We start from the raw sequence: 16,352 nt of genomic DNA on the forward strand, positions 1-16,352 counted from the left end.
TCCGAGCACTGGGTCGTGCTCTCCGGCACCGCCCGCGTCACCATGGAGGGCCAGTCCCGCATCCTGCGCGAGAACGAGGCCGTCTACCTGCCGATCGGCACCGACCACAAGCTCGAGAACCCCGGCAAGATCGACCTCGAGCTCATCGAGGTCCGCACCGGTCCCTATCTCGGCGAAGACGACGTCGTCCGGTTGGAAGCGGCCGACGAGCTGCTGTTCGGATGATTCCGCTCCAGCACACCTGCCCCCGCGCAATCGTAGATTTAAAATCTATGATTGCCGGGAACAGGCGGCCGATTGAAGGTTTCGTAATTCGATTCCTGCGGTAGAGTGGTTGCCGCTGCGTTCCGCTGCCCGCCCGCCATGCCGAATCGCTGAAAGAAGACCGACATGCCAGCAGGCTCTTCGAGACTCCAGGACCAGACCGTCGCGGTGATCGGCATGGCCTGCCGCCTGCCCGGCGCGGCCGGCCTCGATGAATTCTGGTCGCTGCTGCTCCAGGAACGTTGCAGTGTCTCCACCATCGGCGGCGACCGCTGGGCGGTCGAACGGTTCTACCATCCCCGCCGGGGCGAGCCGGGCCGCAGCTACACCCTCTCCGCCGGGCTGATCGAGGCGCCGAACGGCTTCGACGCCGCCGCCTTCCGGATCGCGCCGCGCGAGGCGGAGCAGATGGACCCGCAGCAGCGGCTGCTGCTGGAGCTGGTGTGGGAGGCGCTGGAGGATGCGGGCCTGCCGCCCTCCACGCTGGCGGGCCAGCCGGTCGGTGTCTTCGTCGGCTCCTCCTCGGTCGACGCCTATACCCGGATCGTGGGGGATGCGAGCGGCATCGACACCCATTTCATGACCGGCAACACCGCCTCGATCATCGCCAACCGGATCTCCTACATCTACGATCTGCACGGCCCGAGCCTGACCATCGACACCGCCTGCTCCTCCTCGCTGGTGGCGCTCGACGCGGCGGTCCGCGCGCTGGCCCGGGGCGAGATCGACACCGCAGTGGTCGCCGGGGTGAACATTCTCGGTGCGCCGCAGGCCTTCTACGGCTTCTCCCGCGCCGGCATGCTGTCGCCGACCGGGCTGTGCCGGCCCTTCGCCGCCGCCGCCGACGGCTATGTCCGTTCCGAGGGCGGCGCCGTGCTGGTGCTGAGCCGCCTCGACGCCGCCCTGTCGCGCGGACGCCCGCCGCGGGTCATCATCGGCCCGACCGGCGTCAATTCCGACGGCCGCACCGTCGGCCTGTCCCTGCCCTCCACCGAGGCTCAGCGCCGGCTGCTGGAGCGGGTCTACGGCGAGGCCGGCATCGACCCGAACGACCTGGCCTTCGTCGAGGCGCACGGCACCGGCACCCGGGTCGGCGATCCGGCCGAGGCCGAGGCGATCGGCCGCGCCCTGGGTCAGCGGCGGGACGCGCCCCTGCCGGTCGGTTCGGTCAAGTCGAATGTCGGCCATCTCGAGCCGGCCTCGGGCCTGGCCGGCATGGTCAAGGCGATCCTGGCGATCGAGCACCGGCTGCTGCCGGCGACGCTGCATCTCGACACCATCAACCCGGATATCCCGTTCGATGCCCTGAACCTGGTGCCGGCGCAGCGGGCGATCGCGCTGGTCCCGGGGCGCGGCCCGATCATGGCCGGCGTCTCCTCCTTCGGCTTCGGCGGCACCAACGCCCATGCGGTGCTGCGGGCGCCGCGCCCGGACGAGATGCCGGCCCCCACGCCCGAGGCCCCCGCCCGCGCCCTGCTGCTGTCGGCCCATGGCGAGGAGGCGCTGCGCAGCCTGGCCGGACGCTACGCCGAGGCGCTGGAACGGCCGGAGGCGGCGCCGGCGCGGATCGCCCGCCACGCGGCCCATGAGCGGGAACTGCTGGCGCATCGCGTCGCCCTGCCGCTCGGCGACGACACCGCGGCCCAGCTGCGGCGCTTCGCCGAGGGCGACCGGACGGCGCAGGTGCTGTCGGCCCGCAGCGACGGCGCGGCCGGGCCGGTCTGCTTCGCCTTCTCCGGCAACGGCTCGCAATTCGCCGGCATGGGGCTGCGGGCTTATCGCGCCAGCCGCCCGTTCCGCGAGGCCCTGCACGAGGTCGATGCGCGCTACGCCGCCCTGGCCGGCTGGTCGCTGGCCGAGGCGCTGCAGGACCCGGCACTGGAGGAGCGGCTGCACGCCACCTCCACCGCCCAGCCGCTGCTGTTCGCGGTGCAGGTCGCGCTGACCGAGGCGCTGGCCGCCGAAGGGCTGGCGCCGGCCATGGTGATCGGCCACAGCGTCGGCGAGGTGGCGGCGGCGCTGGCCGCCGGCATGGTGACGCTGGACCAGGCGATCCGCATCATCCATTGGCGCAGCCATTGCCAGGAGCAGCTGCGCGGCCTGGGCACCATGGCGGTGCTGATGCTGTCGCGCGACGAGGCCGAGCAGGCCCTGGCCGAGGCCGGTCTCGACGGCGTCGTCGTGGCCGCGATCAACAGCCCGGTCTGCGTCACCGTCTCCGGCCCGAAGGACCAGATCGAGGCACTGCTGAAGCTGGCCCGGCAGCGCCGGGTGGCGGCGCAGCGCGTCGGGGTCGACTACCCGTTCCATTCCCCGCTGACGGCGCCGATCGAGGCGCCGCTGCGCGCGGCGCTGGCCGACACGGTCTCGGCCGACGGCCGGATCCCGTTCATCTCCGCCGTCACCGGCGGGGCGCTGGCCGGCGCCGCGCTGGACGCCGAGTACTGGTGGCGCAACATCCGCCAGCCGGTCGATTTCGCCGCGGCGGCGCGGACGGCGCTGGAGCTCGGCGCCGGAATCTTCGTCGAGATCGGCCCCCGGCCGGTGCTGACCGGCCATCTGCGCGACATCGCCAAGGCGGCGGAACGCGAGGCCGCCATCCTGCCGACGCTCGACAATCGGCCCGACAAGCAGGCGATCGAGGACGGACAGGACCCGGTCCAGCGCAGCGTGCTGCAGGTACTGCTGCGCGGCGGCGCCGTCGACCGGCGGCCACTGTTCGGCGACCGGCCCGCCGGGCGGCGCCAGCCCCTGCCCCATTATCCCTGGCAGCGCCGCGACCTGCGCCAGGCCCCGACCACAGAGCGCATCGACATCTCCCTGTCGCGGCCGGCACATCCGCTGCTGGGCACCCGTCTCGGCGACGGCACCTCGGAGTGGCACGGCCTGCTCGACCCCGATCTGCTGCCCTACCTGGCCGAGCACAAGGTGGCGGGCGAGGTGGTGGTGCCCGGCGCGGCGCTGCTGGAGATGGCAGTCGCCGCTGGCCGGCAATGGTTCGGGGTCGACGCCATCGAGGTCGAGGATTTCGACATCCTGCAGGCCCTGGTGATCGCCGAGGCGACGACGCGTGAGGCTTGGCTGCGGCTGGCGCCGAGCACCGGCGCGGTCGAGATCCTGAGCCGGCAGCGCCTGGCGGAGGAGGAATGGACGCTGCACGCCCGCGGCCGGGTCGGCCCGAGCCCGGTCACCGCCGCCCCGGACGGCGACTCCAGCAAGGCCGGCGAGGCCCTGCGCGCGATCGACCCCGAAGCGATCTACGCCGCGGCGGGGTCGGCCGGGCTGGACTACGGCCCCAGCTTCCGCCGCGTGGCTGCCATCGCCACCGACGACGACCGGACGATCACGGTCGAGCTGGCGCCGGAGGCCGCGAATAACGGCCTCTACACCGTGCCCCACGCGCTGCACCCGACCACGCTGGATGCCGCCTTCCACGGGCTGTTCGCGCTCTATGGCGGGCTCGGCGGCGGCGACGGCGGCGCCTTCCTGCCGGTCCGCTTCGCCGCGCTGCGGGTCTACGACTCCGTACCCGTCACCCGGGCCCGGCTGGATCTGCGCCGCGCCACCGCCCGGTCGATCCTGGTCGACATCGCGCTCGAGGATGCGGCGGGCATGGTCGTGGCCGAGCTGCGCGGCGCCCGCTTCCAGCGCAGCGCGCTGCGCCTGTCGGCCGGGGACGAGCTGCTGTACCGCTCGGTCCGGCAGCCCTGGGACGACAGCGGCGCCGGCGTGACCGCGGCCGATCTCGACCAGGCCGCGGCCGGGCTGCTCGGCCGGCACGAGACCGGCGACGACTGGCTGCTGCTGACCGCCTGGGCGCGGTCGATGGCGCATCGCGCGGTGCGGGCCGTGGCGGGGTCCTCCCGCTTCACCGTCGACCGCCTGTGCCGCAGCGGGCGGCTGGCCGCCGCCGCGGTGCCGCGCTTCGAGGCGCTGCTGAAGATCCTGTCGGAATTCGGCCTGGCGACGGGGCAGGAGGGCACCTGGCATCTGACCTCCGCCCGCCTGCCGGCGCCGCCGGCGATCCTGCGCTCGATCCTGGCCAGCCATCCGCAGCGCGGCGCCGAGACGGTGATGGCCGCCCGGCTGTCGCGCGACCTGGTCGCCGCGTTGCGGACCGGGCAGACCTTGCGCTTCTCCAAGGGCGTCGAGGCGCATGCCCGCGCGGCCTCGCCGCTGCTGCCGCTGGCGGCGGAGCTGATCGGCCGCTTGGCCGCCGGCCGCGCGGCGCCGCCGGCGTTGCTGCTGGTCGACCCGGAGGGCGAGCTGGTGCCGCTGCTGCTGCCGCTGATCCGCGGCGGCGCCCTGACCGTCGCGGTCACCGGGCCTGAGCCGAAGGCGCTGGCCGCCCTCGCCGCGCGCAGCCCGCGCCTCGCCGGCCTGCGGATCCTGGACGATCAGGCCGCCGTCCCGCCGGGTCGCTTCGATCTCGCCCTGTCGGCCGGCGCCGCGCCGGCGGGAGACCAGGCAAAGCTGGGTCAGCAGATCGCCGAGCTGCTGCGCCCCGGCGCCCCGGTCGTCACCATCGACACCATCCCCGACGTGGTCACCGCCCTGCTGCTCGACGGCATGGAGGACGGCGCCGCGGCGGCCCCGGACGGGTTGGCCGGCCCGCTGGAGCAGGCCGGCTTCCGGCCGGCGTCACGGCATCGCGCCGGCACGCCGGCGGCGGCGGCGCAGCTGGTGGTCTGGGATCGGCCGGCCGGCGCGGCCGCCGAGATCCCCGCCGCCACCGCCCGGTCGATCCTGATCCGCCCGCCTGTGGCCGGCACCGACACCGAGCTGATCGGCGATCTCGCCGACCAGCTGCGCCGGGCCGGCCATCCGGTCCGCATCGATGCGGCCGCGGTGCCGGCGGAGGGCGACACCGTGCTGCTGCCCCTGATGCTGGATGCGGCGCGCGACCCGGTCGCCTTCCTCACCAGCGCCATCCTGGCGGTGCGGGCGGAGGCCGAGACCCTGCCGGCCGGCAAGATCACCCTCTGGCTCGTCGTCCGTTGCGGCAAGGTGAACGGCAAGGCCGATGGCGGCCGCAGCCTGGCCGAGGCGCTGGCGGCGGCCGGCCGCACCCTGGCCAACGAGTATTCCGGCATCGCCGTCCGTTTCGCCACGCTGGCCCCGGCCATGGCGGACGACGCCGCCACGGCGGCGCTGGCCCGGCTGATCGGATCGGCCACCACCGAGACCGAATTCGAGATCGCCCGCGACGGCATCTTCGTCAGCCGGGTGGAGCCGGTGCGGCCGGTACCGCAGGAGACCCCGGCGCAGGATCGCGCCGCCCGCCTCGCCCTGGCCGCCCCGGGCAGCCTGGGCCGCATCGGCTGGACCGCGGCCGAGCGCCGGGCCCCGGCGCCGGACGAGATCGAGATCGAGGTCGCGGCCAGCGGGCTGAATTTCCGCGACGTGATGTTCTCGCTGGGCCTGCTGCCGGACGACTATCTCGAGGACGGCTTCGCCGGCCCGACCCTGGGCTTCGAATGCGCCGGTATCGTCTGCCGCGTCGGCGAGGCCGTCACCGGCCTGCAGGAGGGCGACCGGGTGATGGCCTTCGCCCCGGCCGCCTTCGCCACCCATGTCACGGTGCCGGCCCAGGTGGCGATGCGGGTGCCGGACGGGATCGACCTGGCGGCTGCGGCGACCATGCCGGTCGCCTTCATCACCGCCTGGTACGCGCTGGTCCACCAGGCCCGGCTGGGCCGCGGCGAAAGCGTGCTGATCCACGGAGCCGCCGGCGGCGTCGGCCTGGCGGCGCTGCAGATCGCCAAGCTGCGCGGCGCCACCGTGGTCGCCACGGCCGGCAACGAGGACAAGCGTGCCCTGGCGCAGTTGCTGGGCGCCGACCTGGTGCTGGATTCCCGCTCGCTCGCCTTCGCCGACGAGATCCGCTGGCGCATGGGCGGCGTCGATGTGGTGCTGAACTCGCTGTCCGGCGACGCCATGCGCCGCAGCCTGCGGGCGCTGAAGCCCTTTGGCCGCTTCATCGAGCTGGGCAAGCGCGACTTCGTCGCCGACACCGCGGTGGGGCTGCGCGCCTTCGCCCGCAACGTCTCCTATTTCGGCGTCGATGCCGACCAGCTGCTGAATGCCCAGCCGGGCCTGACCCGGCGCCTGCTGCGCGACCTGGACCGGCTGTTCGGCCAGAGCCGCCTCACCCCGCTGCCGCACCGGGTGTTCCCGGCCGAGCAGGCGGAGGAGGCGTTCCGGCTGATGCAGGGCGCCGGTCATATCGGCAAGATCGTGATCACGCCGCCGCGCGAGATCCCGGCGGCGCCGGCGGCGGAGGCCCGGTTCCAGGCGCAGGACACCGGCTTCCACCTGGTCACCGGCGGCACCGGCGGCTTCGGCTTCGCCGCGGCGCTGTGGCTCGCGGAACACGGGGCGAAGACGGTCGTCGTCGCCTCCCGCCGCGGCGCGCTGGGCCCGGCCGAGACGGCCGAGGCCGAGCGGCTGGCGGCGCGGGGCATCAGCATCGTGGCGGAGCGGCTGGACGTCACCGACCGGGCGGCCTGCGAGAAGCTGCTGGCGACGCTGGAGCGCCGGCACGGCCCGCTGCGCGGCATCATCCATGCGGCGATGGTGCTGGATGACGGGCTGCTGCGCGACCTCGACGCGGCGCGGATCGAGCGGGTGCTGGCGCCCAAGATCAAGGGCGCGATCCATCTCGACCTGGTCAGCCGCACCCGCACGCCGGACTATTTCGTGCTGTTCTCCTCCGCCACCACCCTGATCGGCAATCCCGGCCAGGCCAACTACGTCGCCGCCAACGCCTATCTGGAGGCGCTGGCGCGCACCCGCCGGGCCCAGGGCCTGCCGGCCCTCGCCGTGGCCTGGGGCGCGATCGCCGATGCCGGGGTGCTGGCCCGCGACACCGCCAAGGGCGACGCGCTGAAGCGGCGGATCGGCCGGTCCTCGCTGAAGGCCGCCGAGGCGCTGGAGCAGCTGGGCCGGCTGCTGGCCCGGTCGGCGGAGACGCCGGAAGAGGCCGTGGTCGCCTGCGCCCGGATCGACTGGCAGGCCGCGACCCGCGAGTTGCCGATCCTGGCCACGCCGCGGCTGGCGTCGATGGCCGACGGCCGGCGGGCCGAGGCGGCGGAGGCCGAGGTCGATCTGGCCGTCCTGATCGCCGGGCGGACCGACGCCGAGGCGCAACAGGTGGTGACCGAGACCATGCTGGCCGAGATCGGGCGGATCCTGCGCATGCCGCCGGCCGATATCGACGCCGACCGGCCCTTCGCCGAGCTGGGCATGGATTCGCTGATGGGCCTCGAGCTGGATGCGGCGATGCAGAGCCGCTACGGCATCGACCTGCCCTTCCTGTCGATCGGCGCCGGCCTGACCATGAACGAGCTGAGCGGCCGCATCGTCGCCAAGCTGCGCGGCGGCGCGCCGGCCGCCGCCCCCGAGGCGCTGCCCGCCAGCGAGGAGGTGCAACTGATCGCCAAGCATGTCGAGATCGATGCCGAGGCGGAGACCGCGGTGCTGGTGCGTGAGGCCGTGCGCGAACGGGCCAAGACCACCCGACGAGTTCTGGGATGAAGTTGTGATGAGTAAGAGCCGTCTGTCCAACGCCGCGCTGCGCTCGCTGATCGACGAGGTGCGCGACAAGGCCGCGGCGCCGGTCGAGGTGCCGGCGGCGCCGGCGCAGCGCCAGTACGACACCGCCTTCGAGACTCTGCCGGGCTACGAGGCGCTGCGGATGCAGCGCGCCGCGGCCGATATGCTGGGCATCCCGAGCCCGTTCTTCCGCACCCACGAGAAGCGCGCCGGGGCGGTGTCGCGGATCGCCGGGCGCGAGGTGATCAACTTCGCCTCCTACGACTATCTCGGGCTGAACGGCCATCCGGCCGTGGCCGCGGCGGCGAAGGCGGCGGTCGACGAGTTCGGCACATCGGTCTCGGCCAGTCGCCTCGTGGCCGGCGAGCGGCCGTTCCACACGGCGCTGGAGCGGCGCCTGGCCGAGGTTCACGGCGTCGAGGACGCGATCGCCTTCGTCAGCGGCCACGCCACCAACGTCGCCGTGATCGGCCAGATCACCGGTCCGGCCGACCTGATCCTGCACGATGCGCTGATCCACAACAGCGTGATCACCGGCGCCCAGCTGTCCGGGGCGCAGCGGCGGGCCTTCCCGCACAACGACCTGGACACGCTGGAATCGATCCTGACCGCCGAGCGCGACCGCTGGCAGCGCGTGCTGATCGTGGTCGAGGGGCTGTATTCGATGGACGGCGACACCATCGACCTGCCCCGGCTGGTGGAGATCAAGCAGCGCTTCGGCGCCTGGCTGATGGTCGACGAGGCGCACGCCCTCGGCGTGCTGGGCCCGACCGGGCGCGGCGTCGCCGAGGCCGCCGGCGTCGACCCGCGGCAGGTCGACATCTGGATGGGCACGATGTCCAAGACGCTGGCCTCCTGCGGCGGCTACATCGCCGGGTCGCGCGCCCTGGTCGAGTACCTGAAGCTGATGGCGTCGGGCTTCGTCTACAGCGTCGGCATGCCGGCGCCGGCGACCATGGCGGCCCTGACCGCGCTGGAGCTGATGATCGCCGACACGGATGGGCGGGTGGCCCGGCTGCAGGCCAATTCCCGCCATTTCCTGGACCGCGCCCGCGCCGCCGGCCTCGACACCGGCCTGGCCCAGGGCCATGCGATCGTCCCGATCATCCTCGGGGATTCGCTGCAGGCGGTGCTTCTGTCGAACCGGCTGCTCGAGCGCGGCGTCAACGTCTCGCCGATCGTGCATCCGGCGGTGCCGGAGAAATCGGCCCGGCTGCGCTGCTTCGTCACCTCCGAGCATGACCGCGACCAGATCGACCGCGCCGTCGCCATCATCGCCGAGGAGCGCGAGCAGCTGCGGCACGAAGCGCCTGTGGCCGCGAAGCTGGGCGCCGTCGCCGAGTCTAAAGAGCGTGCGCGTCGATCTCGAAGCGCAGGAAGCGGTCGATGAAGGCGGCGCGGATCGGGCGCGGCGCCAGCCGGCCCAGGCGGATCAGCCAGACCAGCGGCCAGGGGAAAGCCACCCAGGCGCGGCCATGGGCGACGCGGCCGGCGATGTGCTTCGCCGCCCGCTCGGCGCTCCACTGGAGCGGGCGGGGGCCGCGGTAGCGGTCGCTCATCCCGGTGGCGATGAAGCCGGGGCAGACGATGGTCACCCGGATCCCGTCCGGGCGCAGCCAGGCCAACAGCGCCTCGCCCCAGGCGACGAGCCCGGCCTTGGAGGCGGAATAGGCCGGCTGGTCGGCCAGCGGCATCAGCGCCGCCAGCGAGGCTATCAGGACGATGCGGCCGTCCCGGCGCCGGCGCATCGGCTCGATCAGCGGCGACACCGTCGCGATCGCGCCTTCAAGGTTGATGCGCAGCTGCGCCGTGACCGAGGCCTCCGGCTCGCAGCCGCGGCCCGGGGCCAGCCCGGCCTCGACCCCGGCATTGGCGATCACCACCGCCACCGGATGGCGGGCGTCGAAGCCGCGCAGGAAGTCGCCGAGCCGGGCGCCGTCGCGCACATCGATCTCGGCCGTCTCCACCACTGCGCCGCGGCACCGGCAGGATTCGGCGACCTCGGCCAGCCGCGCGGGGTTGCGGCCGATCAGGGCCAACGCCACGCCCGGCACCGCATAGTGCCGGGCCAAAGCCGCGCCGAGCCCGTGCGACGCCCCGGTCACCACCACAGCTCTCGGCACAGCCGTCATGCCGTCTCCCCGATCCGCGCGGCCGCATCCTGCAGCGGCCGGACCGTGCCGTCGAGGATGCGGCGGCAGGCGCCGTCGACCGCGAGATCGATGCCCCGCAGCGAGAAGAAGCTGCCGCGGATCTGGGTCCGCGCCACCACGACGCGGCGGAACGCCTCCAAGAGGTCGCGTCGCGGCGGCTGCCCTTCGGCCCAGAAGCGGTCGAGCCCACCCTGGAAGCCGAGGCCCGGCAGGTCGAACACGGCGGTGCCGAGCGCCTTCACCGGCTTGCCGCGCTCCATCGCGATCAGGCCGACCGTGGAATTGACCACGACCACGCCGCGGGCGCCGTCGACCAGCTGCTGCAGGTCGCCGCCGTCGATGAAGTCGACCCGGTCGGCGACGCCGTGCGCCGCGGCCAGCTCCGCGATCCGCCGGCGCTTGAGGACGGGGCGTATGTCGAGCGGGTGCAGCTTCACCACCAGGCGGCTGTCGCGATCGGCGCAGCGGGCGAAGGAGGCGATGGTCTCGGCCGCGGCCTCCAGCGTGTCGCGGAAGCGGGAATGGGTGCGGATCTGGAAATCGGTGTCGAGCTGCAGCGGATGCAGCCAGTAGCGGCCCGCCTGGTTCCGCAGGCGAAGCATCGTCCGTTCCGCCTGCCGGCGGGCCCAGGGAAAGCGGAGGAAGCGGCCCAGCCAGCCGGCATATTCCACCAGCGGGTGGTCGAGGGCGTGGTGCTGGTAGTGCGGGAAGGCCGGCATCAGTGTGACCAGCCCGGCGGTCCACAGCACGTCCCACACCGCCCGGTGCAGGAAGTAGGACGGCACCGGCCCGGCCTCGGGGGCCGGCTCCAGCGACTGGGCCATGGCCAGGATCGTGGCCGGGCTGCGGGGCAGGTCGGAATGGCCGTTCACGCCCCAGGGCTCGCAGGTGATCCAGCCGGGGCGCAGGTAGCCCTCCTCGAGCAGATGCAGCCGCAGGCCGCGCCGGCGGGCCAGCTCCACCGCCACGGCATGGTGCGGCCGGCAGTCGCCGAACAGCACCAGATCGGTGACCTGCTCGGATTCCATGAGATCGGCCAGGAAGCCGTGCCACTCCGGCAGGCGGCCGCGGAAGGCGATGGCGGGGCGGCGCCAGAAGACGACGTCGCCGCCGCAGATATCGACCTTGACGATACGGGCGCCGGCGGCCTGCAGCGCCGCGGCCAGGCGCCGGTGGAACGGCGATGCGGGGCCCTGCAGGAACAGGACCACGCGCGGCGACGCGCCGCCGCGCGCGGCGGCGGACGGGCGTTGCGGCCGCCCGTCCATGCTCACCACCCTCAGAACGGGATGCGGGCGTAGACGTCGCCCGACACCGGCCACAGCTTGTCGTCGAAGGACACCGCCTGCGCCACCGGGAAGGCCTCGAACAGGTCGCGGCCGTCGTAGCGCAGCGGCTGCCAGGTCTCGTCGATCCAGGTGATCACGTCTTCCCACGGCGTCTCCAGGCTGCGGTCGCGGCAGAAGGCGATGACGCCCGACTTGCCGACGCCGGAGTAGAAGTCGCGGATGCGGTGGTCGATCCGGTTCTCCGGATCGTCGACGTCGAGCAGCAGCCGGCCGCCCTCATAGGTGCCGAACCAGCCGCAGGGGATGCCGTAGGTCTCGGCGATCACCATGCCGTGCAGGCTGGTCGAGATGATGCGCCGGCAGGACACGATCTCCTCCACCTTGGCGGCGAAGGCATCCACCTTCGGCGCGGTGTAGGTGTTGATCAGCCGGATCGAGCCCGCCAAGCTGGGCGGGATGTTGTAGCGCTTCAGCGCCTCCTTCACCCCGGCCTGCGGGTCCATCGCGGCGAGCTCGGAGATGTGCAGGATCACACCGAGCTCGTGCGTCTTCTTGACGTGGTTCATCGGCATGATCCGCGGCAGGAACCAGACCGGGTCGCCGAACACGTCGGGCACCTTGATGCCCTGGCCGCGCAGCACCTGCGCGGTCTTGCGGCCGCGCACGCCATGCACCACGAATTCGGTGTTCTGCGGCCGGATGTACTGCCGGATCGAGCGGTCGACCGGGTTCAGCGTCGCGTCCATCCCGGTGCCCCAGAAGTGCAGCACGCCGTTCTTCTGGGCATGGCCGATGGTGCCGACCGCCACCATCCGCTCCGACGCGTCGTCGAAGGCGGCGCGGCGCACCGGCAGCCCAGCGATGGCGGCGACCACCACGGCGCTGAGCGCGTCGCCGAGATTGGCGTGCGGATGCTCGCTGGTGGAGGCGACCCAGGACAGCGGGATCGACAGCCGCTTGGCGTTGAAGCGCAGCAGGGTCTCCATCCGGTCGCGCGACACGGCGTCGGTCTTCGCCACCGCCGGGGCGGCGACCGGGGTCGGCACCGGGGCGGGCTCGGCGACGGGCTCCGGCGCCCGGGCGATGGCGGCGGATCCGGCGGTCATCGGCGGGGCGGAGGCGGCAGGCGCCACGGACTTCGCCGGCGCCGGAGGCGGGGAAACGGTCATGGCGGAAACAACCTTCAGGGCAGGGGCCGGCTTCGCGACCGGAGCCGCGACCGGAGCCGCGGCCGGGGCCTCGGCCTTGGCCGCACCGGCCCGGGCCAGGGCGACGCGCTTGCGGTCCTCGCGGCGCAGCTCGTCCACGGAATGCTGCAGCACGAGGCCGGACAGCACCGGATGGTCCCACACGGTGCCGCCGGCCGGCGCCGCCAGCGGCTTGACGTCGAGCGGGAAGGCGTTGATCAGCGCGTCCTCATCGATCGACACCGGCTCCCACACGTCGTCGATGGTGTCGATCACGTCCTGCCAGTCGGTCGCGATCCCGCGCGGCTGGGCGTAGGCCCAGATCTTCTCCTTGCCGATGCCGGTGTAGAGATCGACGATCCTGAGATCCGTCGTCCCCTCCGGATCGAGCTCGGTCAGCGTCAGGCCGGCCTCGTTGCCCTGCGGCGAGAAGTACAGGCAGGGGATGCCGTAGCTTTCGGCGATCACCATGCCGTGCAGGCTGGTCGATACGATCCTCTTGCAGGCCAGGATCTCGTCGACCTTGTCCTTGAGCCCGCCGATGCCGATCGGCGTCACCGTGCTGATCAGATGCACCCGGTCGGCGAATTCGGGCGGCAGCTCGAAGCGCTTGTAGTCGACCCTTGGCCGCGCCTCGGCGAAGGAGCGGTCTGCCAGCTCCGACAGATGCAGGATGACGCCGAGATCCCACTTCTTCTCGACCTTCGGCTTGTAGAAGCGCGGCAGCAGCCAGACCGGATCGCCATAGACGCCGCCCTTGGGCTTGCCGCCGAGCAGCCTGGCCGAGACTGGCCCGCGACTGGCCGGCACGTGGAACACGGACTCCGGCGGCAGCGTGAGCGGGATTCGCTCGGCCACGGGGGCCGACGGATTCTTCCAGTTCGAACTGCCGGTGCCCCAGAACCAGACTTCGCCGCCCTCGAACCCATGGCCGATCGTGCCGACCGCGGCGAGACGCGCCGATTTCGACCGGGTCGGGACGCGGGCGATGTCCAGGCCGGACACCAGGGCCACCATGACCGGACTGAGCGCATCACCGAAGTTCAGATAGTCCATCTCCTTGGTCGAGCCGGCCCAGGAGAGCGGGATCTGTCCCGCGTCGCGCGTGGCCCGCAACAAGCTGTTCATCATGCGCCTCGTCCACTTCGATAGGGTCGGTTTCGGATCGCCCAACCGGGCTTCGGCCTCACGCCCGGTCCGCCAGGGGCCGCCGCAGCAGCGCCGCCATGCGCTGCAGCGGCCCGCCGGCCGCCCGGCTTTCGGCGGCAGGCCGGATCACCGTCTGCGGCCGGTGCTGCAGCGGCAGGCGCTGCAGCACCGGATGCTCGAACACGGTCTCGCCCCGCCGCGGCTGCAGCGGGTTCAGGTCCAGCGGGAACGCTTCCAGGAGCGGCGCCGTGTCGAACTCCGGGCGCTGCCAGGCCTGGTCGATCGCCGCCATCAGCGCCGGCCAGTCGGTACGCTCGCGGCGCGGCTGGCCATAGACCGGAATGGCGGTGCGGCCGAGCCCGCGATAGAGGTCGACGATCCTGAGATCGAGCGTGCCGTCGGGATCGAGCTCGGCCATCCTCAGGCCGCGCGGCGCCCGGGGCGAGAAGTACAGGCAGGGAATGCCGTAGCTTTCGGCGAAGACCATGCCGTGCAGGCTGGTCGAGACGATCCGTTCGCATTCCAGGATCTCGTCCAACCGGGCCCGCATCCCGCCCAGGCTGATCGGCGTCACCGTGTGGATCAACCGGACGTCGCCGGCCAGCTCCGCCGGTACCTGGTAACGGATGTGCTCCGCCTTCGGCCGGACCTCGAAGGACCGGTCCTGCAGATCGGCCAGGTGAATGATGACGCCGAGCTTCCACTTCTTCCGGCGCGGCCCGGGATAGAATTGCGGCAGCAGCCAGACCGGATCGCCGTAGACCGCCGGGCCGACGGCGTTCTCCTCGCCCAGGATCCGGCGCGACACCGGCCCGCGCGTCGCCGTGACGTGCAGCCGCGTGCCGGGCAGCGGCGCCACCGCGACGCGCTCCTCCGCCGGAGCGGACGGGTTGCGCCAGCGCGAGCTGCCGGTGCCCCAGACCACGATTTCGCCGTCCTTCAGGCTGTGGCCAATGGTGCCGACCGCCGCCATCCGCAGGCGCGGCGATTCATGCGCGACATGCTCGACCGGCCGCCCCGACAGCAGCGACACCATCACCGCGCTCAGGGCGTCGCCGAGATTGACGTAGTCCTGCTCGCGCGTCGCGGCCACCCAGGTCAGCGGTACGATCTCCCGCTGCCTGACCGATGCGGCCAAAGCGCGAATGGTCTCGTTGCTCGGCACAGCCATCGGTCGCCCGTGATTCCAGTTTCGCCGTCAAAGGTTTTAAGACGGAATCGGCGCCGGTGTCATGCGTTTTGCGGCGCGAAATCGCACTGCGAAGCAAAATTTTGCGTCGCACCGGCATCGGGACACCTTTAAGTTCGGGTATGAATTCCTCTTCCGGATCAATACGATATGCCGAGCGAACGTGAAGTCGGTTTTCCCGGAGATCGGCCGGACGATTCTCACATTCCTCGCCGCGCAAAACCTACGAAAACTTTCGTGCGACATCCCGCCGCCTCGCCGGAGAGACGGTTTCGACGATGCTGGCCGTGGGGGAGCCAAGCCCGACAGCGCAATCATGAGGCAGCGTATGCAGATCCGTTTCCGGCTCCTTCCGGCCACCCTGGCGCTGGTTCCAGCCGCCCTGGCGCTGGCCGCCGGCCTGGCCGCGGCGCCGCCGGCCCGGGCCCAGGCCGAATCCGACAAGCTGATCGACTTCATGATCATGGATGTCTGCGTGGACCAGCAGGACCGGATCCTGCCGGGGCTGGCGCCGGGCGACGCCGACTGCACGCGCCGCCGCAACATCCGCGCCGGCGAGGCGGTGCCCTACCACCTGCACAACTTCGGCGCACCCGGCGACCCCTGCCCGCAGCGCCTCGGCACCGTGTCCAAGGACAACATCCCGATCGAGAAGCGCGGCGTCACCCGTATCGTCAGCTTCTACGACCGCGGCGTCGATCACAGCTGCCCCGACGCCGACCCGGGCGCGCCCAGCTTCGGCAAGCTCGACGCCGGGCGCGAGGGCGGCTCGGTGCAGTGGGTCGACGAGCGCTGGGGCTACATCATGGGCAGCTGGAGCCCGGTCGCCCTGTCCTACTGGCTGACCCCGTCCTGCGCCGGGGCGCCCGACACCTCAGGCCGGTTCCGCTACGGCTGGGTGATCGGCCCGGCGACGCTGCCGCCCGAAGGCCAGGGCGGCTTCGAGGTGTTCCAGAGCAAGCTGGTCACAGCCAAGGACGGCCGGGAGCCGGAGGCCGGCTGCCCGAAGCGCTTCGCCCGCCCCTTCACGATGTGGATGCGCGACCGCTTCACGTACAAGGACGGCAAGACGCTGGACAGCCTGATCTCGATGCGCTTCTCCGGCTCCAGCAAGGACGGCGACGGGCCGGGCCGGGCGCCCCAGGTCGAGATCACCTACTGGACCAAGGAATTCGGGCTGACCCGCTGGGAGAAATGGGCCCGCGACGACTGGGTGCATCCGCGCAAACGGCAGGCGGCCGCCACCCTGGGGCGCACCCTGTTCGCCCGCGACACCTGCAGCCGCCCCTATGTCTTCCGCACCAGCCCGGTGCCGGGGCTGACGATCGAGGACAGCGGCAGCAAGGACGATTACGGCCGGGTCCTGACCGATGCGCGGACCGGCGAGAGCCATGCCTGGCACATGTCGCTGTGCAACGACTACAGCAACGTCGTCAAGGATCCGGCCGGCGGCCTCGTCCCGCCCTGGGGAGAGGGGCTGAGCGACATCTTCTGGGCGGAGTAGGCGAAATTCGCCCCGGCGGCCCTGACGCGGTCTTCTGCGCTTCCGGTGTTCACGGACCTCATG

8 protein-coding genes are annotated in these 16,352 nt (G+C 72.4%); 4 read left to right on the forward strand and 4 right to left on the reverse strand.

Translation table 11 applies throughout. The annotated features are described in order from the left end of the window. The 3 genes from KXR53_RS31685 to KXR53_RS31695 all read left to right on the forward strand — a co-directional run. Positions 1-225, forward strand: a 225-nt coding sequence (locus KXR53_RS31685) for a cupin domain-containing protein (RefSeq protein ID WP_437379609.1), incomplete at its 5' end; no start/stop codon positions are given. A 165-nt stretch (positions 226-390) separates the two neighbouring features. Continuing rightward, positions 391-7,800 carry an SDR family NAD(P)-dependent oxidoreductase gene (locus tag KXR53_RS31690; RefSeq protein WP_437379610.1) on the forward strand — a complete coding sequence of 2,470 codons (7,410 nt, stop codon included), beginning with the start codon at positions 391-393 and terminating at the stop codon, positions 7,798-7,800. 7 nt (positions 7,801-7,807) lie between these two features. Further along, a complete protein-coding gene (locus KXR53_RS31695) occupies positions 7,808-9,208 on the forward strand; it encodes an aminotransferase class I/II-fold pyridoxal phosphate-dependent enzyme (RefSeq protein ID WP_437379611.1) in 1,401 nt (466 codons plus the stop codon). On the opposite strand, the gene KXR53_RS31700 is transcribed toward KXR53_RS31695, so the two are convergent. From KXR53_RS31700 to KXR53_RS31715, 4 genes are read right to left on the reverse strand one after another with little or no spacing between them, the layout of a single operon-like run. Continuing rightward, the gene (locus KXR53_RS31700; protein WP_437379612.1) at positions 9,162-9,950 is read right to left on the reverse strand and encodes an SDR family NAD(P)-dependent oxidoreductase; all 789 of its coding nucleotides are present in this window, start codon (positions 9,948-9,950) and stop codon (positions 9,162-9,164) included. The two genes, KXR53_RS31695 and KXR53_RS31700, sit on opposite strands and share 47 nt — an antisense overlap. Beyond that, complete coding sequence (locus KXR53_RS31705) at positions 9,947-11,239, reverse strand: capsule biosynthesis protein (RefSeq protein ID WP_437379613.1); 1,293 nt, start codon at positions 11,237-11,239, stop codon at positions 9,947-9,949. Before KXR53_RS31705 ends, KXR53_RS31700 begins: the two co-directional genes overlap by 4 nt. Positions 11,240-11,250: 11 nt before the next feature. Continuing rightward, positions 11,251-13,575 carry a polysaccharide pyruvyl transferase family protein gene (locus KXR53_RS31710; protein WP_437379614.1) on the reverse strand — a complete coding sequence of 775 codons (2,325 nt, stop codon included), beginning with the start codon at positions 13,573-13,575 and terminating at the stop codon, positions 11,251-11,253. Between the two features lie 58 nt (positions 13,576-13,633). Then, a complete protein-coding gene (locus KXR53_RS31715; RefSeq protein WP_437379615.1) occupies positions 13,634-14,767 on the reverse strand; it encodes a polysaccharide pyruvyl transferase family protein in 1,134 nt (377 codons plus the stop codon). A 346-nt stretch (positions 14,768-15,113) separates the two neighbouring features. Here KXR53_RS31715 and KXR53_RS31720 point away from each other — a divergent pair, with 346 nt between their 5' ends. After that, complete coding sequence (locus KXR53_RS31720; RefSeq protein WP_437379616.1) at positions 15,114-16,289, forward strand: hypothetical protein; 1,176 nt, start codon at positions 15,114-15,116, stop codon at positions 16,287-16,289. Positions 16,290-16,352: the final 63 nt, after the last annotated feature.

It is taken from the genome of Inquilinus limosus, assembly GCF_051487185.1.
GTDB lineage: Bacteria > Pseudomonadota > Alphaproteobacteria > DSM-16000 > Inquilinaceae > Inquilinus > Inquilinus limosus_F.

Excerpts from the sequence above, each read along its gene's own strand:
- KXR53_RS31705 (WP_437379613.1), bottom strand. The coding sequence starts at position 11,239 with ATGGACGGGCGGCCGCAACGCCCGTCCGCCGCCGCGCGCGGCGGCGCG.
- KXR53_RS31710 (WP_437379614.1), bottom strand. The coding sequence starts at position 13,575 with ATGAACAGCTTGTTGCGGGCCACGCGCGACGCGGGACAGATCCCGCTC.
- KXR53_RS31720 (WP_437379616.1), top strand. The coding sequence starts at position 15,114 with ATGCAGATCCGTTTCCGGCTCCTTCCGGCCACCCTGGCGCTGGTTCCA.
- KXR53_RS31690 (WP_437379610.1), top strand. The coding sequence starts at position 391 with ATGCCAGCAGGCTCTTCGAGACTCCAGGACCAGACCGTCGCGGTGATC.
- KXR53_RS31700 (WP_437379612.1), bottom strand. The coding sequence starts at position 9,950 with ATGACGGCTGTGCCGAGAGCTGTGGTGGTGACCGGGGCGTCGCACGGG.
- KXR53_RS31695 (WP_437379611.1), top strand. The coding sequence starts at position 7,808 with ATGAGTAAGAGCCGTCTGTCCAACGCCGCGCTGCGCTCGCTGATCGAC.
- KXR53_RS31715 (WP_437379615.1), bottom strand. The coding sequence starts at position 14,767 with ATGGCTGTGCCGAGCAACGAGACCATTCGCGCTTTGGCCGCATCGGTC.